We start from the raw sequence: 22,200 nt of genomic DNA on the forward strand, positions 1-22,200 counted from the left end.
CTGGCTGCCGATACAGGTTTCGGCGGTATGCATCGCTTCGCGCCATTCACCCATCTTCCCAATACAGGTCGTGTTGATGCTGCAGTACGGGCAAAAGAGCTTTCTGATCGTCGACGACTTCACTGACTTTCGCACGTCGACCCGTTCCATGCTGCGCGAACTGGGCGTGCGCGATGTGGATACCGCTGACAGCGGCGAGCAGGCGCTGCGCATGTGCGGGCAGAAGCGCTACGACTATATCCTCCAGGACTTCCACCTCGGTGACGGCAAGAAGAACGGCCAGCAGGTCCTCGAGGACCTGATCCTCGACAAGCTGATCAGCCATGAATGCGTGTTCATCATGGTCACGGCCGAGAGCAGCCAGGCCATCGTGCTCAGTGCCCTGGAGCACGAGCCTGATGCCTACCTGACCAAGCCGTTCAACCGTGTAGGCCTGGCCCAGCGCCTGGACAAGCTGACCCAGCGCAAGACGCTGCTCAAGCCGATTCTGCAAGCCCTCGACCGTGGTCGCCCGGCCGAAGTGCTGGCGGCGTGTGCCGAGCTGTGCAAGAAGGACCCGCGTTTTGCCCCGTTGTGCCTGCGCTATCGCGCTGACGCGTTGCGTGACCTCAACCGCTTCGATGAGCTGGAGAAGTTTCTCAAGAGCATCCTCGCCAGCCGCCCGCAACCGTGGGTGTATGCGGCACTCGGCAGCCTGATGCACAAGCGTGGGCAAAATGCCCAGGCCCAGGGCGTCTACGAACAGGCGCTCAAGGCCTTCCCGATCATGCCCGGGCTGTACGATGGCATGGCCGAAGTGCTGGTCGCCCAAGGCGAAACCAAGCGCGCCCAGAGCATGCTCGAGGAAGCTGTCCGCCTGTCGCCCCTGGCGGTGCGCCGGCAGGCTGCACTGGGCAAGTTGGCGTTGGATAACGAAGATTTCGAAAGCGCCTCCAAGGCGTTCCGTCATGCGGTGAATCAGGGCCAGAGTTCGCGCTACAAGGATGCCGAAAGCAACCTTGGGCTGGTCCAGGCGCTGATGAGCAAGAACGCCGGCTTTGGCCTGGATGCGCGTGCCCGGGTCGAGATCAACACTGTGCTCAGTGAAGTGGCCAAGGACAACCTCGAAGACCAGGGCTTGCAAGTGCGTGCCCGGCTGATGAAGGCCGCCAGCCTGCAGCAGGCGGGCGACCCTGAGACAGCGGCCAAGCTCACCGAACAAGCCATGCAGCGGCTGGAGAAGATGGACCAGTTCTTCTCGGTCGAGGCGGCCTTGACCGTGGCCCGGCAACTGCAGGCACTCGGCCAGGAAGCAGCCGGCGGCAGCATCCTCAAAGGCTGCGTGGAAACCTACGGCGACGATCCCAAGGTCATGCAAAGCGTGGCCAAGCTGACCGACGACCCGGCCGTACTGGGTGCGGTCACCGAAGCGGTCGACCTCAACCGCCAGGGCGTGCGCAGCTACCAGGCCGGGCAACTCAACGAAGCCTTGCAGATGTTCCGCAAAGCGCTTTCGCTGCAGCCGAAGAACATCAGTATTGCGCTCAACACTGCGCAGGCCCTGCTGCGCATCGGTGGCGAGGTGACACCGCCGGCGATCCAGCAGGAATGCCGCGATTGCCTGACCCGGGTGGCCGGCATCCCGACCAGTGACAGTCGCTACGACCGCTACCGCAAACTGCACATCAAGGTCTTCGGTGCATGAGCCAGGATAACCAGGGGCTGGATTTCTCCACGGTGATCGCCTCCACCGTGCATGACCTGAAAAACTCGCTGTCGGCGCTGATCCAGTCCCATGACCAGTGGATGGCGCGGTTGCCTGAAGAATGGCGCAGCGGTACCGAGCAGGGCGTGATCGAGCATGAGTTCCGTCACCTCAACGGCATGCTGGTGCAGTTGCTGGGGCTTTACAAACTGGGGGTGAACCAGCTGCCGGTATGCCCGGATTACCATGAGCTGGATGATTTCATCGAGGCCCAGCTGGCCGCCCACCAGGAAGTGCTGCAGCACAACGACATCCTCGCCACCTGGCGTGTCGAAACCGACAACCCGCTGGGTTTCTTCGACCGCGAACTGGTGGCTTCGGTGATCGCCAACGTGATCACCAACGCCACCCGCTATGCCGGCCATACACTGTTGATCAGCATTGGCGAGGAAAGCGAGCAACTGGTCATCAGCGTCAACGACGACGGCCCGGGCTACCCGGCGCGAATGCTCGAGCGTCAGCAGGATTATGTGCAGGGGATCGACTCGCAGAGCGGCAGCACCGGGCTGGGGCTGTATTTCGCGGCGCGGATTGCGGCGCTGCATGAGCGTAACGGCGTGCGCGGGCGGATCGACATTGCCAATGGCGGGGTGCTTGGGGGCGGGTTGTTCAGGTTGTATTTGCCGTAGCGTCAGGGGCGCCATGTGTTCGGCACAACATCTTCAGCGCCTGTGAGATCGAGCGCCGCCCGCGCGGCGCATCGCGGATAAATCCGCTCCTACAGTTGTTGCAATGTGCCGAACCTGTTACGCCATGGTTGCCAGCCTTGGCGCATGACTTGAGCCGTGCATCCAGCTGACAATCATGGCCTCACAGGCATGGCCACGTTGCAACAAACTGTAGGAGCGGATTTATCCGCGATGCGCCGCGCGGGCGGCGCTCGGTCTCACAGGCGCTGCAACTTCCAAGACATGCACCCCAGACCACGCTACCATCCCGACAGTAGTCAGGAGCCCCCATGAACACTGCCCCCACCACGCTGATCCGCGAAACCTTTCCTGTAGGCCCCTTGCAGTGCAACTGCACCCTGATCGGCGACCCGGTCAGCAAGAAGGCGATCGTCGTCGACCCGGGGGGGGACCCGGACAAGATCCTCGCCCGCCTGCAGGCCCATGGCCTGACCCTGGTGAGCATCATCCACACCCACGCGCACTTCGACCATTTCCTCGCTTCGGGCAAGCTCAAGGAACTCACCGGCGCCACCTTGCACCTGCACAAGCAGGACCAGCCGCTGTGGGACAACCTGGAAATGCAATGCCAGATGTTTGGCGTGCCCTACACCCCGGTGCCGTCGCCAGACCGTTGGCTCGATGATGATGAAGAACTCGCCTGCGGTTGCGGTGTGGCCCTGCATACGCCTGGCCACACCCCAGGTTCGATGAGTTTCTGGTTCGCCGACGCCAAGCTGCTGATCGCCGGTGACACCCTGTTCCGCCGTGGCATCGGCAGAACCGACCTGTGGGGCGGCGACCAGCGCGCCATCGTGCGTTCGATCCAGGAACGGCTGTATCGCCTGGATGAAGATGCCATTGTGGTCACAGGCCACGGGCCGGACACCCGCCTGGGCGACGAGATGCGCGAGAACCCGTTCGTACGGGCTTGAGCCTGGATGAAAAGCCTTTCATGGAATTTTTCCGTATGCTGGCGATCCAAGCCTGGCACAGATCCCTCTGCGATCCGCCGCACACACGAATTTTTGTAGGAGCTTGTCCATGTTCACCATGCGTCGTCTGATTATCGTCGCAACCGCTGCAGCCCTGATGACCGGCTGCGCCGGGCAGAATCCTTATGACAGCCAAGGCCAGGCTCAGGGCGAGTCCACGGGGATGAGCAAGACCGCCAAGTATGGCGGCCTGGGCGCGCTGGCCGGTGCCATTGCCGGTGCCGCCATCGACCACAACAACCGCGGCAAGGGTGCGCTGATCGGCGCCGCCGCAGTCGGTGCCGCCGCTGCCGGTTACGGCTACTACGCCGACAAACAGGAAGCCGAACTGCGCGCGAAGATGGCCAACACGGGCGTTGAGGTTCAGCGCCAGGGTGACCAGATCAAGCTGATCATGCCGGGCAACATCACCTTCGCTACCGACTCGGCCAACATTTCGCCGAGCTTCTACAACCCGCTGAACAACCTGGCCAACTCGTTCAAGTCGTTCAATCAGAACACCATCGAAGTGGTGGGCTTCACCGACAGCACCGGCAGCCGCCAGCACAACATGGACCTGTCGCAGCGCCGCGCCCAGGCAGTCAGCACCTACCTGACCTCGCAAGGCGTGGATGCGTCGCGCGTAACGGTACGTGGCATGGGCCCGGACCAGCCGATTGCCAGCAACGCCGACGCCAATGGCCGTGCACAGAACCGCCGTGTGGAGGTCAACCTGAAGCCTATTCCGGGTCAGCAGTATGACCAGCAGCAGGGCCAGGTTCAGCAGTACCCATAAGCCGTTCGGTACGGCGCAATAAAAAAGGGCAGGCCGGTGACGGTCTGCCCTTTTGCGTTTCAGCGGATGCTGCTGGCCTGAATCGCCGTCAGGGCGATGGTATGCACGATATCGTCCACCTGCGCCCCGCGTGGCAAGTCGTTCACCGGCTTGCGCAACCCCTGCAGCATCGGCCCCAGGCTGACCCCGTCAGTGCTGCGCTGCACCGCCTTGTGGGTGGTATTGCCGGTGTTCAGGTCAGGGAACACGAACACCGTCGCCCGCCCAGCCACCTGGCTGTGAGGGGCCAGCTGGCGAGCGACTTGCGGATTGGCGGCGGCGTCGTACTGCAGCGGCCCGTCGATCAGCAGCCCTTGCTCCGCCGCCTGTGCCAGGCGCGTGGCTTCGCGCACTTTCTCCACTTCCTCGTCACTGGCCGAATCACTGGAGTAGCTGATCATCGCTACCCGCGGTGCGATACCGAAGGCCTGTGCCGATTCGGCGCTCTGCCGGGCGATCTCGGCCAGTTCGCTGGCGCTGGGGTGCGGGTTCATCACGCAGTCGCCGTACACCAGCACCTGCTCGGGGAACAGCATGAAGAACACCGACGACACCAGGCTGGCGCCGGGTGCGGTCTTGATCAGCTGCAAGGCAGGGCGAATGGTGTTGGCGGTGGAGTGCACCAGCCCCGAGACCAGGCCATCGACCTCATCCAGGGCCAGCATCATGGTGCCGACCACCACCGGGTCTTCCAGCTGCTGTTCAGCCATGGGCGCATTGAGGTTCCTGCTCTTGCGCAGGTTGACCATCGGCTCGACATAGCGCCCGCGAATCAGCTCGGGGTCGAGTATCTCCAGGTCCGCCGGCAGGGTGATGCCCTGGGCACGGGCCACGGCTTCGACTGCCTCTGGCTTGGCCAGCAGCACGCAACGGGCGATGCCGCGCGCCTGGCAGATCGCCGCCGCCTGCACCAGCAGCGGCTCGGCGCCCTCCGGCAGGACGATGCGCTTGTTGGCCTGTTGCGCCCGCTGGATCAGCTGGTAGCGGAATACCGCGGGCGACAGGCGCATTTCCCGTGGGGTGCCGCAGCGCTGGTGCAGCCAGGCGGCGTCCAGGTGGCTGGCAACGAAGTCAGTGATGAATTCGGCCCGGTCACGGTCGTCCACCGGGATTTCGCGGTTCAGCGAGTTGAGCAGGTTGGCCGTGTCGTAGGAGCCGGTGCTGACCGACAGAATTGGCAGGCCGGCCTGCAGGGCGCCACGGCACAGGCCGAGGATGCGCGCATCGGGCTTGCTGTCGCTGGTCAGCAGCAGGCCGGCCAGGGGTACGCCATTGATCGCGGCCAGGCTCACCGCCAGGATGATGTCGTCGCGATCGCCCGGGGTCACCACCAGGGTGCCCGGTGTCAGCAGCGGCACGGTATTGGCCACGGTGCGGGCGCAGATGATGATCTTGTTCATCCGCCGCTGCTCATAGTCGCCGGCATTGAGCACCTGGGCACCCAGCAGTTCGGCCACGTCGCGGGTACGCGGAGCGTTCAGTTCGGGCTGGTAGGGAATGCAGCCGAGCAGGCGGAAGTCGTTGCCACGCAGCAGCGGCGAGTGCTCGCGCAGGCGGGTGGCGAAGTCGGTCATGCTCTCGTCGGTGCGCACCTTGTTGAGGATCACTCCCAGTACTTTCGGGTCGCGTGGGCCGCCGAACAGTTGGGCCTGCAGTTCGACCCGTCCGGACAATTCGCTGAGCACTTCGTTTTCCGGTGCCGAGACCAGGATCACTTCGGCATCGAGGCTCTTGGCCAGGTGCAGGTTGACCCGCGCCGCATAGCTGGCATGGCGGGTTGGCACCATGCCCTCGACCACCACCACGTCGTTGCCAATGCAGGCCTGCTGGTACAGGCGGATGATTTCTTCGAGCAACTCGTCCAGCTGGCCCTCGCCGAGCATGCGCTCGACATGGGCCAGGCTCAGTGGTACCGGAGGCCTGATGCCGTGGGTGCGGGCGACCAGTTCGGTGGAGCGCTCGGGGCCCGTGTCGCCGGGGTGAGGCTGGGCGATCGGCTTGAAGAAGCCGACCTTGAGCCCGGCGCGCTCCAGGGTGCGGACCAGGCCCAGGCTGATGGAAGTCAGGCCGACACCAAAGTCGGTCGGCGCAATGAAAAATGTCTGCATGCGTGCTTCTCGAAATAAGCGGTGCAAGGAATCAACGGCCAAGGGTAGCGCTATCGACCCCCTGTGCGCACCAGCCGCAAGTGAATGGCTGGCCGATGCGCTCGGCACGCTGCGCGGCGTCGAGCACCCAGGGGCGTGCCTGCCACGGTGGCTGGTGGCGCAGGTGCTGGGTATGGCCGCAAGACAGCTCGACCACCCAGTGGCCTTCCTCGTCCTGGTGGAAGCCGGTGATCCGACTGATGGGTCGCCCCTCGTCCGCGCTGCGGTCGCAATCGGGCGATGCCTTGGTTACACTTGTCCGCTCTACATACTTTTGCAAAAGGTCTTGCCCCATGCTGATCGCCGCCAACAAGGCTGTCTCCATCGACTATACCCTGACCAACGACGCCGGGGAGACCATCGACAGCTCCGCCGGCGGTGCGCCGCTGGTTTACCTGCACGGTGCCGCCAACATCATTCCAGGCCTGGAAAAAGCCCTGGAAGGCAAGCAAGCCGGTGACGAGCTGGACGTTGCCATCGAGCCGGAAGACGCCTATGGCGAATACCTGGCCGAGCTGGTGAGCACCCTGAACCGCAGCCTGTTCGAAGGTGTCGACCAACTGGAAGTCGGCATGCAGTTCCACGCTTCGGCGCCGGACGGCCAGATGCAGATCGTCACCATCCGCGACATCGACGGCGACGACATCACCGTCGACGGCAACCACCCACTGGCTGGCCAACGCCTGAACTTCAAGGTCAAGGTTGTCGACGTGCGTGACGCCAGCGAAGAAGAAATCGCTCACCGTCACATCCACGGTGAAGGTGGCCATCACCACTGATTTTCTGCGCTAAGCTCAGAAAGTCGCCAGGCGCTCGGACAAGCCGGCATGCCTCTCCCACGGGAGGCGCGCGGCTTGCAAGAGCGCCTTTTTAGTGCGCGCTGTTCGCCTCCTGCGGCAACCGCAACCTGAAGGGGATCATCATGAGTGCATTTCACGACCTGACGTTGAAGGCGCTGAACGGCGAGGACCTGCCCCTGGCGCCGTTCAAGGGCCAGGTAGTGCTGGTGGTCAATGTCGCTTCCAAGTGCGGCCTGACGCCGCAATACGCCTCGCTTGAGAGGCTGCAGCAGCAGTTCAAGGGCAGGGGCTTCAACGTCCTGGGCCTTCCTTGCAACCAGTTCGCTGGCCAGGAGCCGGGCAGCGAAAAGGAAATCCAGGAGTTCTGCAGGCTGAATTACGGCGTGAGTTTCCCGCTGGGTGCCAAGCTTGAGGTCAACGGCCATGACCGCCATCAGCTGTACCGTTTGCTGGCGGGCGAGGGCGCGGAATTCCCGGGCGACATCACCTGGAACTTCGAGAAGTTCCTGGTGGGCAAGGATGGACGGGTGCTGGCGCGCTTTGCGCCGCGTACCACACCGGATGATCCAACGGTGGTGCAGGCCATCGAGAATGCATTGAAGTGACCTGTTGGCCGGGAGTGTAATGCACCCCCGGCGATAGCCCGGAATCACCGAGATCAATAATGCTGGGCCAAGCTCCGTGCTGCCCCTAACCTCAGGCGCATCTCCCCCCGCAGACGGAAGCGCCCCATGCCCAGCAACCCGTTGTTCCAACCCTTCACCCTCGGCGCGCTCGAGTTGCCGAGCCGTGTCGTCATGGCGCCCATGACCCGCACCTTCTGCCCCGGCGGCGTGCCGCACGCAGGCGTGGTCGAGTACTACCGACGCCGTGCCGCCGCAGGCGTGGGGCTGATCATCACCGAGGGCACCACGGTCGGGCACAGGGCAGCCAACGGTTACCCCAATGTGCCGCGCTTCCACGGTGAGGATGCCCTGGCAGGCTGGAAGCAGGTGGTCGACGCCGTGCATGCCGAAGGGGGCCGTATCGTGCCGCAGCTGTGGCATGTGGGCATGGTACGCCGCCTGGGCACCGAGCCGGACGCCAGCGTGCCAGGGTACGGGCCGAGCGAGAAGGTCAAGGACGGCCAGGTGCTGGTGCATGGCATGAGCCATGACGATATTCGCGAGGTGATCGCTGCGTTCGCCCAGGCGGCCCGCGACGCCAAGGCCATCGGCATGGATGGCGTGGAGATCCATGGCGCCCACGGCTACCTCATCGACCAGTTCTTCTGGGACGCCAGCAACCGTCGCAGCGACGAATATGGCGGTGACCTGGCTGGCCGTTCGCGCTTCGCCATCGAGCTGATCCAGGCCGTGCGCGCTGCCGTGGGGCCGGATTTCCCGATCATCTTCCGTTTCTCGCAGTGGAAGCAGCAGGACTATAGCGCACGCCTGGTGGAAACCCCGCAAGCACTGGCGGCGTTCCTTGAGCCGCTGTCGGCGGCCGGTGTGGACATCTTCCATTGCTCGACCCGGCGCTTCTGGGAGCCAGAATTCGAAGGCTCCGAGCTGAACCTGGCCGGCTGGACCCGCACGCTCACGGGCAAGCCGACCATCACTGTCGGCAGCGTGGGGCTCGATGGTGAGTTCCTACAGTTCATGGTCGCTACCGACAAGGTGGCCAAACCGGCCAGCCTGGAAGGCTTGCTGCGCCGTCTGGGCGATGAAGAGTTCGACCTTGTGGCGGTTGGCCGTGCCCTGCTGGTGGATGCCGAATGGGCGCAGAAGGTACGCGAAGGGCGTGAAGCGGATGTGCTGCCGTTCAGCCGCGAGGCGTTGACGACCCTGGCTTGATCGCCAGCGCGACGCCTGCCGGCTGGCTGCCGGCAGGTGCCGTGTGGCAGGCATTGAACAAGTGCGATTCGAACTGCTCGACGATCGCCGGCCAGCCTTGGCGGCTGGCGTGCTGACGTGCGTTCAGGCGCACTCGGCGCAGGGTTTCGTTTTCTTCCAGCAGCCAGCAGGCGGCATCGATGAATGCGCACTGGTCGCCAGGCATGGCCAGCGCGCCGCTGTGGCCATGGCGGATGTGCTGGGCTGCGGCAGCCTCATCGTAGGCGACCACGGCCAGGCCCGAGGCCATGGCTTCGAGCACCACGTTGCCAAAGGTTTCGGTCAGGCTCGGGAACAGGAACAGGTCGCCGCTGGCGTAATGTTCGGCCAACGCTTCGCCGCGCTGGGCGCCGCAGAACACCGCATCGGGCATCTGCTGCTCGAGGGCCGCCCGCTGCGGGCCATCACCCACCACCACAAGGCGCAGGCGCCGCTGTGGGTGAGTGCTCTGCAAGGCTTGCAGGCAGGGCTGTAACAGTGTCAGGTTCTTTTCCGCTGCCAGGCGCCCGACGTGCAGCACGGCGATGTCGTCCGCGTCGAGCCCCCAGTTTTCCCGTAGCGCCTGGCTGCGCTTGGCCGGGTTGAACAGGCCGGCATCGACGCCCCGGGCCATCAAGGCCAGGCGCTCGAACCCACGGCGTTCCAGCTCCAGGCGCTGGCTCACACTGGGCACCAGGGTGGCGGCGGTGCGCCGATGGAACCAGCGCAGGTAGTGGGTCAGCAGGCGTGCCAGCAGGCCGAGGCCGTATTGCCCGGAGTACTGTGGGAAATTGGTGTGAAAGCCGCTGACCACGGCAACGCCCAGGCGCCGCGCGGCGCGCAGGGCGCTGAGGCCCAATGGCCCTTCGGTAGCGATGTACAGCACGTCCGGGCGCTGCCGGCGCCAGCGGCGCAGCAGCTTGTGCATCGACACTTCGCCCCACTGCAGGCCGGGGTAGCCGGGCAGTGCCCAGCCTCGGCAGAGCAATAGCCCCTGGTCATCATCCGCCTGGGCCTCGTTGGCTTGCCGTGGGCGGACGATCTCGACCTGGTGGCCACGCTGTCGCAAACCTTCGCTGAGGCGGCCAAGGGTATTGGCCACACCGTTGATCTCGGGTGGGAAGGTCTCGCTGACAAGGCAAACGCGTAGGGCAGGTGTATTCATGACAAAAAGTGTCCACCTGCTGCGTTGCGCTCACATGACAGCCTTGTGACGTGCAGGTGACGCCCGATTTTCGGCTGTTCGTGGTGTGTGAATATTTCTTTGCGGGGCGCTCAAGCCGCTCGCGGCGCAGCCGATGAAGATGCATCCGAATAGGTCTGATGCGCTCCGGGAGTGCGGTGATGTTCAACAGCAAGCTCAAGAAAGAAATCCAGCAACTGCGCGAAGAGCTGATGGCCGTCGAGCAGGTCAAAAGCAGCCTCGACAGCGAGATGCTGGTGCTGCAGCTCGACCCTCAGGGGCGCATCGAGCAGGTCAACGGCAATTTCGAGAGCGAGATGCTCTACCGTGCCGAGCAATTGATTGGGCGCAACATCGAAGAGATCGTGCCGACGCACGTGAAGAAGCTCGACTTCTATCAGCGCATGAAAAACGCCATTACCCGGGGCGAGCACCTCAATGGCGCATTCCGCCTGCTGCGCGGCAATGGTGAAGAAGCCTGGCTGCGCTCCATCCTGCAGCCGGTGAAGACGGTCGACGGGCGGATCAGGCATTTTTCCATGCACTCCAGCGACCTGACCCGCACCATCGAGACCTCGCGTGAGCACGAGAGCCTGATCAAGGCTTTGATGCGCTCTACCGCGGTGATCGAATTCAACCTCGACGGCGAGGTGTTGACCGCCAACGACCGCTTCCTGCAGACGGTGGGCTACAGCCTCGAGCAGGTGCGTGGCAAGCATCACCGCATGTTCTGTGAACCGGCTGAAGTCAATTCGACGGCCTACCAGGCCTTCTGGGACAGGCTACGCCGGGGCGAGTACGTGGCCGATCGCTTCAAGCGGATCGACGCCCATGGGCGCACCATCTGGCTGGAGGCTTCCTACAACCCGATCTTCGATGCCCACGACGTGCTGTACAAGGTGGTCAAGTTCGCCACCGTGATCACCGAGCAGGTCAATCAGGAGCTGGCGGTAGCCCAGGCTGCCGACATTGCCTACAACACCTCCCTGGAAACTGACAGCAGCGCCCGCAAAGCCACCGATGTGGTGACTCAGACCGTCGACGTGATGCGTGGGCTGGAAGGCTCCATGCAGGATGCTGCCGACGGCATCCAGGCGCTGGACAGGCAGTCGAAGGTGATTGGCGCCATCATCAAGACCATCAGCGATATCGCCGGGCAGACCAACCTGCTGGCGCTCAACGCCGCCATCGAAGCCGCCCGCGCCGGCGAGCAGGGCCGTGGCTTCGCTGTGGTCGCCGACGAAGTGCGTCAGCTGGCGTCGCGTACCAGCAGCGCGACCGAAGAGATCGCCAAGGTGGTGCAGCAGAACGAACAGCTCGCCCAGGCGGCGGTAGACATCATCGACACCAGCAAGCGCCAGGCCGAGCAGGGGCTGGCGCTGGCGGCGGATACCGGTGGGGTGATCGTCGAGATCCAGGAGGGGGCGAAGAAGGTGGTGGATGCGGTGGGGCAGTTTTCCAGCCAGCTGAGCCACTGACGGCTTGGCGGGAGGGGCGCAGGCTGGCCCTTCCCGCCGTGGCTGGTCAACCGGCCTGTTCGGTTTGCTTGATATGCCGGTAGACGGCCGAGGCGGCATCATGCACGGCCGCCAGGTCGACCTTGACATGGTACTCCTCGCCGTTCACGCCACGCTCACTGAAGATGCCGCCGTCAGGCCCTATGGTGGGCGCTTCGCTGTTCAGCACGGCGTCGACCAGCAACTCCACCAGCGGTTTGCTGTAGTTGACTGCTCCAGTGCTCGCATCCCAAGTGGTGTAGTGCAAATGCTCGATCGGCTCATGGATGTCGTTGGCTGCCAAGGCGTCGCGCAGTCGCCAGATGACGCGGTGCTCGGCGATGATCGCCCCGTGTTCATGTTCAGGCCTGCCGGCCAGCTCCACGAAGTCTCGCGATTTGACGTCGATGAATTCCATCTTTGATCTCCGGTGATAATGACTCGAGGCTGCGTCGAGTCGGTTTGCAGCCGAGCAGGCGCTGTGCAAGCTGTCGCTATTGATTGAACAAACGGGCTGGCCTGCTGGGCCAAGCTGTGATTGTCAGACGATGGGCGCCATTTTCATCATGCGTCGGAATGTTTCTTCCACGGCGGTCCAGAGTTTCCCCTCATCGTCAGCGAAGAGCGTTCCGTCAAATTCGAACTTGTCGATGTCCGCCTTCTCCAGTGTTCCCGCTATGAGGGCCCAGATCAGGTAGGTTCTCAGGGATGACTTGTCGCCCTTTGCGTCATATACATAACAGGCGGCATTTTCATAACCGTCCAGGTCCTGTTCTGCCAGGGCGGTAATGAACGTAGTGTGCACGTGCATCTTTACCTGTTCAAAAGCCGCGAACTCTTCGTCATTAAGATCGCGCCCTTCCTTGCCTTCTTTAAAAAGACGCGCCAACGGGCCCTGTGGGTCAATCGGGCCTACCGGAACTTCCGGCTCTTCAGTTTCCGGCTCGGGAGATACTTCTGGGTCGTCAACCTCATTTTTTACAGGCTCGCCCTCACCGGTAGTCTCGCCCGGTAGTAGTTCCTCGAACTTTTCATCGTCAATCATCTGGTGGTCCTCTTGAAATGAACGCCAGTCGTTGGCGGGTATGATTCAACGATGAATTGATAGCGCGTTTGCTCTAACTATCTACCCCATGTCTGCTTATGGGGTCTTGCTCACAAATGCTGTAACTACGAATTAGACTTTTCCTACAATTGTCTCAGGAACCTCCTACATTCACTCCGTGATGTGATTGCCCCTGCACAACACTGGCAGGGAGACGCCTCATGCTGCTCTGGCACATCGTGCCCACCTGGCGCGATATCGAGACACGCATCACCGATGAAATGGGCTATCAAGGAGGTGCCCATTTCCGTACTTACCTCAACGAAGCAGTGCCGTCACTGGCCCTCAACCTGCGCCGCGTGGACAGCGTGCGGCGCGCTTTCTACGAGGCCGAATCGAAAGCCGGCCAGCTGCTGCGCCAGCGCTTCACCGACCTGGACATCAGAAGCATCCTCAATGACCTGCTCGGCGTCGCCGAGCAAATGGCGATGATCGTCGCGGGCACTGCCCTCACCGGCGGCCTGCTCGGCGCCGGCATCGGCGCCTTCGCCGGCGGTGCCGGTGCCATTCCCGGCGGCGTGGCCGGCACCGCGATCGGCTTCAAGGTCAGCGGCTGGATCCTCGGCGTGCTGGGCATCGCCTCGCTCGCCGAATTCTTCGTCGACGGCTTGCCGCGCATTGGCGAGTACTACCTGCAAGGCATCGGCATCGCCTGGGAAGGCACACGCGGTGAAGAAGGGCTGAACGCGTTCAGCCAGGACAACCCGTATGCCATCGATCAAGCGGCGCATTTCATTGCCACAGGGCATGTGGAAGTGGTGATGCTGCTGTTGGGCGCCATGGTGTCCTACCTCACCCGTGGCGGTGGCAATGCGGGTGTGCTGGCCCAGGAAATGGCCGCCAGCAAGAAAGGCGCGCGGATTGGGCAGTGGATGCTCAAGCACGAAGAGGCTTTGAAGAAACGGCCTGACCTGCAAGTGCCGGAGCGACGCAAGGGCGCGGCGGGGGAGCCCCAACCTGCGCAGCCTGACCGGCGGGCGGGGAAAGACAAGGAGCCATCCAAGGGCAAGCCCGGTAGCATGCCGTTGCATACGGTGGCATGTTTCAAGGCGGACAAGTTGCCGGCGTCGAAGCATGGCGAGTTTGAACGGCAGTTGAAGGGACAGCAGGACGGACTGAACCGTCTTACGGTTGAAGAGTTTCTTGAAAATGTCGCCAACCCGATAAAGCGAAGCCCCAGTGCGGCCAAACGGGCGCGTAAACAACTTGAAGAAGGATTGACCCAGCGAATTGAAGAGGAGTTGCAGGAGTCAATGGGTTTGCGGGCCGCAAAAATAGAGGCCTCGAGAAGGGCAAAGGAAACCATGGCGAGCCTTGCAGCCTTGCACAACCCGGACCTCATTGCAGGAGGGAAGGACGTCATTTCAGATTTTGGAGATCGTCAGGTCAACTCAAGCATTGGTCCGCAATGGAGTACTAAGATAGGCAACATGAAGAGCGCTGCAGAAGCCGTCTCAGAGTCATCGCGGAGTAAAACCTTGATGAATGTCAAACTTCATAAGTGTTAGGAGGTTAGGAGTGGATGAGGCATTTGCGATTTTTTTAGAAGAATTTGGTAGTCCAATGGAGCGTAGGAAGGTGCCTGATTCGAGTATACAGCGTTATCGCGGGGTGCTGCCTGATCAGTTATTGGAGTATTGGCGCGAGCACGGCTGGTGCGGTTATGGCGACGGGATTTTCTGGATGGTAAATCCACAGGAGTATGATGGGGTATTGGATTCTTGGCTCTGCGGTAGTGAGTTTGAAACGACTGATAATTACCACGTAATCGCTAGAAGTGCTTTTGGGGATCTGTATCTCTGGGGAGAAGCGACAGGTGCATCGCTCAAGATAACTAGCATTCTTTCGCGCTATAGCGTGCACAAGTCCAAGTATGTTGGAGATAAGATGGGCAAGGGGGTTCAGGCGTTTATGGTATCAAAGCGAATGGATACCAACGATTATGGGGGGTTATTCAAGCCCGCGCTAAAAAAACTTGGGCGGCTCGGTCCTGATGAAATGTACGGCTTCATCCCTGCTTTCATGCTTGGAGGACCCGATGATCTTAAACATCTGGAGAAGGTGAAGATTGTGGAGCACTTGATCTTTCTCTCACAAATCGCCGAGCTTAAGCCATTCGACTTTTCTGATCTTTAAACAACCTATGCTCGCTACGAATGGGGCTGCCCGGCAGCCCCTCGCTCAATTCAGTCCCCCTCGCGCACCCAGAACAGCGTTGCCCCCGCCACCGCCGCCGGCATCATCAGCACGTTCACCAGCGGCACCATCAGCGCCAGGTAGGTAATTGCGCCAAACCCCAGCGACTGCCAGCGCTTCTGGCGCAGCCAGGCGAGCATGTCCTGCCAGCTCATCTTGTTGTTGTCCGCCGGGTAGTCGATGTACTGGATGGCCATCATCCACACCCCGAAGATCAGCCACAGCGGCGCGGCGATCACGTTGACCACCGGGATCAGCGACAGGATGAACAGGCCGATGGCCCGCGGCAGGAAGTAACCCAGCTTGCGCATCTCGCGGCCGAAGGTGCGTGGCACCATGGCCACCAGCTCGCCCCAGCTGAACGCCGGGAACGGGTCTTGGCCGCGCAGCACCACTTCGACCTTTTCCGCAAGAAAGCCGTTGAACGGGGCGGCGATGATGTTGGCCACCAGGGTGAAGGTGAAGAACACCATCAGCACCAGCAATGCGACGAACAGTGGCCAGAGAATGTAGGAAAGAAAGCTCAGCCAGCTGGGCAGGGTTGGCATCAGCGCGTCGAGCCACAGGCTGAATTCATGGCCAGCGAAGTAGATCAGGCCACCGAACAGCAGCAGGTTGATTGCCAGCGGCAACAGCACGAACATCCGCAGGTTGGGGCTGAGCACCAGTTTCAGGCCTTCGCGCAGGTACTGGGGGCCGGAGAGGACAGGGGCTTGCATCGGAACACTCCGCAGAGAAGGGAAAACGCGCTGACCTTACCGAGTTTGCCGCGCCGACGAAAGGCAGGCGCACATGAAGAAACCGGCTGTAACAAATGGGCCAGTGCCGTTGGCCGAGCTGAATTTGCCAGATAGAGGATGCCTATGAGGTGGATTGTCGAAGGATATTTCCTTACTCTCTGCCACCTCGCTACAGTGCGCTCAACTTTCCGCTTTCTGGGCCTGCGCGTTGTAGCCTTCCCCAAGTGCTGCGTGGGTCCTTTTTAATTTCCAGCTGGCGGCCCTTGTGGCCCGCTCGACAGGAGTTCGACATGTCTGAAGTACGTCATTCGCGCGTCATCATCCTCGGTTCCGGCCCTGCCGGTTACAGCGCTGCGGTCTACGCCGCCCGCGCCAACCTCAAGCCACTGCTGATCACCGGCATGCAGGCGGGTGGCCAGCTGACCACCACCACCGAAGTCGACAACTGGCCGGGCGACCCCCATGGCCTGACCGGCCCGGCCCTGATGCAGCGCATGCAGGAACATGCCGAGCGTTTCGAGACCGAGATCGTCTTCGACCACATCAATGCCGTCGACCTGGCCAAAAAACCGTTCACCCTGGTCGGTGACAGCGGCCAGTACACCTGCGACGCGCTGATCATCGCCACTGGCGCCAGCGCCCGTTACCTGGGCCTGCCGTCCGAAGAAGCGTTCATGGGCAAGGGCGTTTCGGCCTGCGCCACCTGCGACGGTTTCTTCTACCGCAACAAGCCGGTCGCCGTGGTCGGCGGCGGCAACACTGCCGTGGAAGAAGCGCTGTACCTGGCCAACATCGCCAGCAAGGTGACCCTGGTGCACCGCCGCGAAACCTTCCGCGCCGAGAAGATCCTGGTCGACAAGCTCAACGCCCGTGTCGCCGAAGGCAAGATCGAACTCAAGCTGAACGCCACCCTGGACGAAGTGCTGGGTGACAACATGGGCGTGACCGGCTCGCGCCTGAAGAACAACGATGGCAGCAGCGACGAAATCAAGGTCGACGGCGTGTTCATCGCCATTGGCCACACCCCGAACACCTCGCTGTTCGAAGGCCAGCTGGCCCTCAAGGATGGCTACCTGGTGGTCAACGGCGGCCGTGAAGGCAACGCCACCGCCACCAACGTCGAAGGTGTGTTCGCTGCGGGCGACGTGGCCGACCACGTTTACCGTCAGGCCATCACCTCGGCTGGCGCTGGCTGCATGGCGGCACTGGACGTCGAGCGTTACCTGGACGGCCTGGCCAACGCCTCGTTCTGATTCAGGCAAAGAAAAACCGGCCGATTGGCCGGTTTTTTTGTGCCCGCGATTCGCTTACAGGCTCAGGCGCATCGACAAGTCCACGGCCTTCACATCCTTGGTCATGGCGCCAATCGAGATGTAGTCGACGCCGGTCTCGGCAATCACGCGCAGGGTGGTTTCGTTGACCCCGCCACTGGCTTCCAGCTTGGCCTTGCCCGCAGTGATACGCACAGCTTCGCGCATCTCGTCCAGGGTCAGCTCGTCGAGCATGATGATGTCCGCGCCCGCATTCAGCGCCTGGCGCAGTTCATCCAGGCTTTCCACTTCGATTTCCACCGGCTTGCCGGGGGCGATGCGGTGCGCTGCGGCCACGGCTTCGGCCACGCCACCGCTGGCGGCAATGTGGTTTTCCTTGATCAGGAAGGCGTCGTACAGGCCGATGCGATGGTTGTGGCAACCACCGCAGGTGACCGCGTACTTCTGCGCCAGGCGCAGGCCCGGCACGGTCTTGCGGGTGTCGAGCAGCTGCACCTGGGTGCCTTCGACCAGGTCGGCGAGCAAGCGCGCGCGAGTGGCCACACCCGACAGCAGCTGCAGGAAGTTCAGCGCGCTGCGCTCGCCGCTGAGCAGCGAACGTGCCGGGCCCTCGAGGTGGAACAGCGGTTGGTTGGCGGTGGCGCGCTCGCCATCGGCAACCTGCCAGTGCACCGCCACGCGCGGGTCGAGCTGACGGAACACGGCATCGACCCAGGCGGTGCCGGCGATCACGCAGTCTTCGCGGGTGATGATGGTGGCCTTGGCCAGGCGCTCGGCCGGGATCAGCTGCGCGGTAATGTCGCCACTGCCGATGTCTTCCAGCAGTGCGCGGCGCACATTGGCTTCGATCTCGGCGGTCAGGTCGGCAAGGCGTAGGTTCGGCATGGTCGGCTCCACAAGCTAGGTGCCGGCGATTATAGGGCAGGGGGGCGGCGCCGTGTACAGCTGCCGTGCAGGCGACCTTTGGTCAGGCCGTGTGAGCATTTGCCTGAAACCGCGGTCATTAATCGGCCAGTGAAGAGTGCTGGCAGCTATCGGCATTTTTATCGATAATGGCGCCCAACATTTGGCGTCATAGCTTTGACGATCTCTCGCCGTATCGATTACGTCACCCAGCAAGGAGTCCGGGATGCAAAATGAAGGCAAGGTGGTGCCCCTCTCGGCCGCCATCGATCGGGGCGCTCGCACGCCTTTGCCTTGCCTCCCGGTGTTGCTCCTGCAGGTGCGCGACAAGGCCGCGCTGCAATTGCGTCAGGGCCTGCAGGCGCTGTTCGACAATGCCGACGATACGCTGTTCGAAATGGCCGATCGGGCGGTGGACCGGTTCGACCAGAACCTCTACTTCGAGGCCATGCGCGACCTGCGCCTGAAGCGCAAGCACATCGAACGCGGCTTTCTCGACATCTTCTACGACACCTTCGCCCGGATCGGCCAGTTCGACCCGCTGGGCCAGATGGCGGCGAAAAACAAAGCGCAAAAGGAGCGTACCGCTGCCGTCGATGGCATGGTTGCCCGCGTGCTGTCGCGCGATGGCATCGCCCTCGAGCAATTGGGCCAGCGTTTGCAATGCCTGCTCTCGCGCAGCTTCGACGAACAGCAGAACCCGTTCGGGCCTGCTGCACTGTGTAGTTACTTCCTCGATGCCGGGCGCAACCTGGGCGTCGGCCTGCGGGTCAAGCTGATTCTGCTGAAGCTGTTCGAGCGTTATGTGCTGCGTGACGTCGACGTGCTTTATGCAGAAGCCAACCAGTTGCTGGCCGCTGCGGGCGTGATGCCCGAGTTGCAGGCGGCACCGCGGCGGCGCGCCGAGGACCGCCGCGTGGGTACACGACGGGTGTCGGCCAACCTCGAGGCCGATGCGATGGGCGCTGACAGTGCCGGGCAGGCTTTCATGCGGTCGCTGGAAGGCCTGCTGGCACCCTGCAGAGGCCGTGTCGCTCCGCGCCTGCAAGCCGCTGCCGCCGCCCAGCCGATCAGTACTGCCGACCTGCTGCGCCTGCTATCGCACCTGCAGCACTACGTGCCGGCAACGACCGACGATGACGACTTCGACCTGGACCAGCAGCTTGAACAGTTGCTGCTGCGGGTCAGCGTGCGCAGTGGCACCCGCCGGCGCATCGCCGGCGCCGACGAGGACACGATCAACCTGGTCGGCCTGCTGTTCGCCTGCATCGCTGCCGACGACAACCTGCCGCAGAGCCTGCGCGCACTGATCGTTCGCTTGCATATTCCGCTGCTCAAGGTAGCGCTGCTGGACAAAAGCCTGTTCAGCCGCGCGAGCCACCCGGCGCGGCGCCTGATGAACGAAATCGCCGCTGCTGCGATCGGCTGGGAAACCGGCAGCGAAGGCATGCGCGACAGCTTGCATCTGCGCGTAGAGCGCATCGTCCAGCGCTTGCTCAACGATTTCACCGAAGACACCACGCTGTTCGCCGAGCTGCTCGATGATTTCCTCGCCTTCAGCCAGGACGAGCGCCGGCGCAACGAGCTGCTCGAGCAGCGCACACGCGACGCTGAAGAAGGACGCGCCCGTGCCTTGCAGGCACGTCAGCAAGTGCAGCAAGCGCTCAACCAGCGTCTGCGCGGGCGGACCCTGCCGCAGGGGGTGGTGCACATGCTGGTGCACGCCTGGAGCCAGGTACTGTTGATGGCCTGGCTCAAGCAGGGCGAAGCGTCACCAGCCTGGAACCAGGGGCTGGAAACCATGGATAACTTGCTCGCCAGCATTGCCCCGCATCAGCAGCCGCAGGTGTTGTTGCAGCAAGTGCCTGGCCTGCTCAAGGCCCTGCGTGACGGCCTGGCCAGCGTTGCGCTGGACTCGGCTGCCACCCGCGAGTTCTTCCTGCAACTGGAGCAACTGCACTTGCGTGCCTGCGCGGGGGGCGACCAGCCAGCCGGCAGTGCTGAACTGGCTGAAGTGCTGGTGGCCGAGGACATCGTGCTGGCCATCGCCGAGGAGTCCGTCTGCGCACCGCTGATTCAACGCGATGAGCAAGCGCCAGAGCTGCGCCTGGTGCAGCGCCTGCGGATCGGTACCTGGGTGGAAATGCTCGATGACGACGAGCCGCTGCGCTGCAAGCTGGTGGCGCGCATCGACAGCAGCGACCGGCTGGTCTTCGCCAACCGCACCGGGATGAAGGTACGCGAATGGAACACGGTCGGCCTGGCGCAAGCCCTGCGCCGAGGCGAGGCGCGGTTGCTGGATGATGGCCTGCTGTTCGAGCGGGCCCTGGAAACCGTGCTCGAAGGCCTGCGTCAGCAACAGGTGAATTGAGCCGACGGCATTACAATCATTCACATGCACTGCGGCCCGTGCGCAGGGCATACTGCAGCTCTGTACCGGCGCTTTTCAGGATCTGCCCCATGCAATTGGACCGTGCCACTGGCTGGTTCCACGGAAACGGAATCACTCACTGCCCTTCACCGAACTTCAACGCCCGCCCTGAGGGTGAAGCGATTTCCCTGCTGGTGATCCACAACATCAGCCTGCCGCCAGCCTGCTTCGGTAGCGGCAAGGTGCAGCAATTCTTCCAGAACCGCCTGGACCCTGATGAACACCCTTACTTTGCCAGCATCAGCCACCTGATGGTGTCGGCGCACCTGTTCGTCGAACGCGACGGTGCGGTGACTCAGTTCGTGTCGCTGCTCGACCGCGCCTGGCATGCCGGTGTATCGAGTTTCGACGGGCGCGAGGGCTGCAACGACTTTTCCATCGGTATCGAGCTGGAAGGTACCGACGACCTGCCCTATACAGATGCCCAATACGCGGTGCTGAAGCAACTGACCCGGCAGATCCAGGCCGCCTGGCCGGTGATCGACCTTGACCGTATCCAGGGCCACTGCGATATCGCTCCGGTGCGCAAGACCGACCCCGGCCCGGCGTTCGACTGGGCGCGTTACCGCAAGGCCGTGAAGGACAAAGAGGACGACGCATGAGCTTTCTGGTGCTGTTACTGGCGCTGTGGATAGAGAAGTTTTCTGCCCTGCGCCATCAGGTGCAACGGGACGGGTTCTTCCTGGGCGAGCTGGTGCGCCTGGAGCGCAGCGGCAAGGTACATCCCGGGTGGACGCTGGCGATCCTGGTGCTGGCACCGGTGGTGCTGCTGGTGCTGTTGCTGCACGTACTGGACCCGGTGGCCTACGGCTTGCTGGCCTTGCCGGTGCACCTGCTGGTGCTGATCTATAGCCTGGGGCGTGGCGATGCCAAGGGTTCCCTGGGGCCGTTTCGCGATGCCTGGCGGCGTGGCGACGACCAGGCCGCGTTGCATGTGGCCGAACGTGACCTGGGCCTGGCGGCCGACGAGCCGCACAGCTTGCTGGTCCGAGTGCAGGGTTACCTGTTGTGGCAGGCCTACCAGAGCTTTTTCGCGGTGATCTTCTGGTACTTCGTGCTTGGCCCAGGCGCGGCCCTGGCCTACCGGCTGCTGGCGTTGACGGGCGAGCATAGCCGCCAGCCTGCGCTCAAGGCCCGCGCCGAACAGTTACGGCACATCATGGACTGGCTGCCGGTGCGCGTGCTGACCCTGAGCTTCGCGCTGGTCGGCAACTTCGTTGCGGTGATGCGGGTGATGCTGCACGAGTTGCTCAACTGGCACATCAGCGCCGGGCACCTGGTGGCCAGGGTCGGGCGCATCGCCGATGACGTTGCCGATGACAACCCCAAGGAACAAGACCCACAACGCGGCCTGGGGCGGCTGGACAGCCTGTGGGAGTTGCTGCTGCGCTGCGCGGTGTTGTGGTATGCAGGGTTCGCCCTGTGGACAGTCCTGGTATGAGTGGCTCTGCAGGCAGCGATTAACCTTAAGTTACAAACCTCCGATTCGATCTGCGTTATACAGGTGGCCGAGTGCTATCTCTGCAGAACAACAAGAATCCATGGAGGTGCCCGTGAAGCGTCTGCTCTACCCGGCCATCGCATTGATGAATCGGCTGAGCTTCGGCCAGAAGTTCAGCCTCATCAGCGTCCTGTTCTTCCTGCCCATGCTGGCCACCAGCTTTTATCTGGTGCGCGATGCCTACCATCAGTTCCATGCCACCCGCATCGAGTTGCAGGGCATTGCCCCGCTGGCGGACAGCCTGTCCCTGCGCGCCGACCTGGAAGCGCTGGGCAACCTGTTGCAGATCAATGCCGGGCTCGGCCAGTCGGGCCAGGCCGGGGATGTAGAAACGCAAATCACAGCGTTGCAGG

The 22,200-nt window shown here is 62.8% G+C and carries 20 protein-coding genes and 2 pseudogenes; 15 read left to right on the forward strand and 7 right to left on the reverse strand.

Annotated elements, in window-relative coordinates; genetic code table 11:
* The first annotated feature begins 76 nt into the window (after nt 1-76).
* The 4 genes from L6D64_RS18525 to L6D64_RS18540 all read left to right on the forward strand — a co-directional run bounded on the left by L6D64_RS18525 (nt 77) and on the right by L6D64_RS18540 (nt 4,182).
* Entirely contained in the window at nt 77-1,684 is a 1,608-nt protein-coding gene (locus L6D64_RS18525) for a tetratricopeptide repeat-containing response regulator (RefSeq protein WP_054887495.1), read from the forward strand.
* On the forward strand, nt 1,681-2,373 hold the full coding sequence (locus L6D64_RS18530; protein WP_054887496.1) for a sensor histidine kinase: 693 nt from the start codon (nt 1,681-1,683) through the stop codon (nt 2,371-2,373). Before L6D64_RS18525 ends, L6D64_RS18530 begins: the two co-directional genes overlap by 4 nt.
* A 329-nt stretch (nt 2,374-2,702) precedes the next feature.
* Nucleotides 2,703-3,347: an MBL fold metallo-hydrolase gene (locus L6D64_RS18535; protein ID WP_176506848.1), complete on the forward strand. Its 645-nt coding sequence runs from the start codon at nt 2,703-2,705 to the stop codon at nt 3,345-3,347.
* A gap of 109 nt (nt 3,348-3,456) precedes the next feature.
* Nucleotides 3,457-4,182 (forward strand): YiaD family glycine zipper/OmpA-like lipoprotein, encoded by a 726-nt coding sequence (locus L6D64_RS18540; protein ID WP_027918343.1) that lies wholly within the window; start codon nt 3,457-3,459, stop codon nt 4,180-4,182.
* Nucleotides 4,183-4,241: 59 nt separating this feature from the next.
* Here L6D64_RS18540 and pta read toward each other — a convergent pair whose 3' ends face one another.
* Nucleotides 4,242-6,329: a phosphate acetyltransferase gene (pta, locus tag L6D64_RS18545; protein WP_176506847.1), complete on the reverse strand. Its 2,088-nt coding sequence runs from the start codon at nt 6,327-6,329 to the stop codon at nt 4,242-4,244.
* A gap of 31 nt (nt 6,330-6,360) precedes the next feature.
* On the reverse strand, nt 6,361-6,663 hold the full coding sequence (locus L6D64_RS18550; protein ID WP_176506846.1) for a DUF3565 domain-containing protein: 303 nt from the start codon (nt 6,661-6,663) through the stop codon (nt 6,361-6,363).
* On the opposite strand from L6D64_RS18550, the gene L6D64_RS18555 reads away from it, so the two are divergent.
* The 3 genes from L6D64_RS18555 to L6D64_RS18565 all read left to right on the forward strand — a co-directional run bounded on the left by L6D64_RS18555 (nt 6,662) and on the right by L6D64_RS18565 (nt 9,003).
* Entirely contained in the window at nt 6,662-7,147 is a 486-nt protein-coding gene (locus L6D64_RS18555) for an FKBP-type peptidyl-prolyl cis-trans isomerase (RefSeq protein WP_054887500.1), read from the forward strand. The two genes, L6D64_RS18550 and L6D64_RS18555, sit on opposite strands and share 2 nt — an antisense overlap.
* 143 nt (nt 7,148-7,290) lie before the next feature.
* Entirely contained in the window at nt 7,291-7,773 is a 483-nt protein-coding gene (locus L6D64_RS18560; protein ID WP_176506845.1) for a glutathione peroxidase, read from the forward strand.
* Between the two features lie 126 nt (nt 7,774-7,899).
* Nucleotides 7,900-9,003 (forward strand): NADH:flavin oxidoreductase, encoded by a 1,104-nt coding sequence (locus L6D64_RS18565; protein WP_176506844.1) that lies wholly within the window; start codon nt 7,900-7,902, stop codon nt 9,001-9,003.
* Here L6D64_RS18565 and L6D64_RS18570 read toward each other — a convergent pair.
* Complete coding sequence (locus L6D64_RS18570) at nt 8,972-10,186, reverse strand: glycosyltransferase family 4 protein (protein ID WP_176506843.1); 1,215 nt, start codon at nt 10,184-10,186, stop codon at nt 8,972-8,974. The two genes, L6D64_RS18565 and L6D64_RS18570, sit on opposite strands and share 32 nt — an antisense overlap.
* A gap of 269 nt (nt 10,187-10,455) precedes the next feature.
* Between L6D64_RS18570 and L6D64_RS28560 the strand changes: the two are divergent.
* Together L6D64_RS28560 and L6D64_RS28565 are read left to right on the forward strand one after the other, a co-directional pair.
* Nucleotides 10,456-11,088: pseudogene (locus L6D64_RS28560) on the forward strand (PAS domain-containing protein); the annotation flags it as partial.
* 165 nt (nt 11,089-11,253) lie between these two features.
* A pseudogene (locus L6D64_RS28565) lies at nt 11,254-11,682 on the forward strand (methyl-accepting chemotaxis protein); the annotation flags it as partial.
* A gap of 46 nt (nt 11,683-11,728) precedes the next feature.
* On the opposite strand, the gene L6D64_RS18580 reads toward L6D64_RS28565, so the two are convergent.
* The gene (locus tag L6D64_RS18580) at nt 11,729-12,118 is read right to left on the reverse strand and encodes a hypothetical protein (RefSeq protein ID WP_176506841.1); all 390 of its coding nucleotides are present in this window, start codon (nt 12,116-12,118) and stop codon (nt 11,729-11,731) included.
* Between the two features lie 123 nt (nt 12,119-12,241).
* Nucleotides 12,242-12,745 carry a hypothetical protein gene (locus L6D64_RS18585; RefSeq protein WP_176506840.1) on the reverse strand — a complete coding sequence of 168 codons (504 nt, stop codon included), beginning with the start codon at nt 12,743-12,745 and terminating at the stop codon, nt 12,242-12,244.
* A gap of 221 nt (nt 12,746-12,966) precedes the next feature.
* On the opposite strand from L6D64_RS18585, the gene L6D64_RS18590 reads away from it, so the two are divergent.
* Both L6D64_RS18590 and L6D64_RS18595 read left to right on the forward strand, forming a co-directional pair.
* Nucleotides 12,967-14,313, forward strand: coding sequence for a DUF6861 domain-containing protein (locus L6D64_RS18590; RefSeq protein ID WP_176506839.1), 1,347 nt, complete (start codon nt 12,967-12,969; stop codon nt 14,311-14,313).
* Nucleotides 14,314-14,323: 10 nt separating this feature from the next.
* The gene (locus tag L6D64_RS18595) at nt 14,324-14,941 is read left to right on the forward strand and encodes a GAD-like domain-containing protein (protein WP_176506838.1); all 618 of its coding nucleotides are present in this window, start codon (nt 14,324-14,326) and stop codon (nt 14,939-14,941) included.
* 50 nt (nt 14,942-14,991) lie between these two features.
* Here the strand turns inward: L6D64_RS18595 and cysZ are convergent, their stop codons facing one another.
* A complete protein-coding gene (gene cysZ, locus L6D64_RS18600; protein ID WP_176506837.1) occupies nt 14,992-15,720 on the reverse strand; it encodes a sulfate transporter CysZ in 729 nt (242 codons plus the stop codon).
* Between the two features lie 311 nt (nt 15,721-16,031).
* Here cysZ and trxB point away from each other — a divergent pair, with 311 nt between their 5' ends.
* The gene (trxB, locus tag L6D64_RS18605; protein WP_176506836.1) at nt 16,032-16,994 is read left to right on the forward strand and encodes a thioredoxin-disulfide reductase; all 963 of its coding nucleotides are present in this window, start codon (nt 16,032-16,034) and stop codon (nt 16,992-16,994) included.
* 54 nt (nt 16,995-17,048) lie between these two features.
* Here the strand turns inward: trxB and nadC are convergent, their stop codons facing one another.
* Nucleotides 17,049-17,897, reverse strand: a complete 849-nt coding sequence (gene nadC, locus L6D64_RS18610; RefSeq protein WP_054887508.1) for a carboxylating nicotinate-nucleotide diphosphorylase — start codon at nt 17,895-17,897, stop codon at nt 17,049-17,051.
* Between the two features lie 244 nt (nt 17,898-18,141).
* On the opposite strand from nadC, the gene L6D64_RS18615 reads away from it, so the two are divergent.
* The 3 genes from L6D64_RS18615 (at nt 18,142) to ampE (ending at nt 21,787) form a co-directional block, all read left to right on the forward strand.
* Nucleotides 18,142-20,286, forward strand: coding sequence for a DUF1631 domain-containing protein (locus L6D64_RS18615; protein ID WP_176506835.1), 2,145 nt, complete (start codon nt 18,142-18,144; stop codon nt 20,284-20,286).
* A gap of 89 nt (nt 20,287-20,375) precedes the next feature.
* Nucleotides 20,376-20,948, forward strand: a complete 573-nt coding sequence (gene ampD / locus L6D64_RS18620; RefSeq protein ID WP_176506834.1) for a 1,6-anhydro-N-acetylmuramyl-L-alanine amidase AmpD — start codon at nt 20,376-20,378, stop codon at nt 20,946-20,948.
* Nucleotides 20,945-21,787 carry a regulatory signaling modulator protein AmpE gene (ampE, locus tag L6D64_RS18625; protein ID WP_176506833.1) on the forward strand — a complete coding sequence of 281 codons (843 nt, stop codon included), beginning with the start codon at nt 20,945-20,947 and terminating at the stop codon, nt 21,785-21,787. The genes ampD and ampE overlap by 4 nt, the downstream gene beginning before the upstream one ends.
* Nucleotides 21,788-22,200 lie beyond the last annotated feature (413 nt).

The sequence above is a fragment of the Pseudomonas urethralis genome (assembly GCF_021602465.1).
GTDB lineage: Bacteria > Pseudomonadota > Gammaproteobacteria > Pseudomonadales > Pseudomonadaceae > Aquipseudomonas > Aquipseudomonas vlassakiae.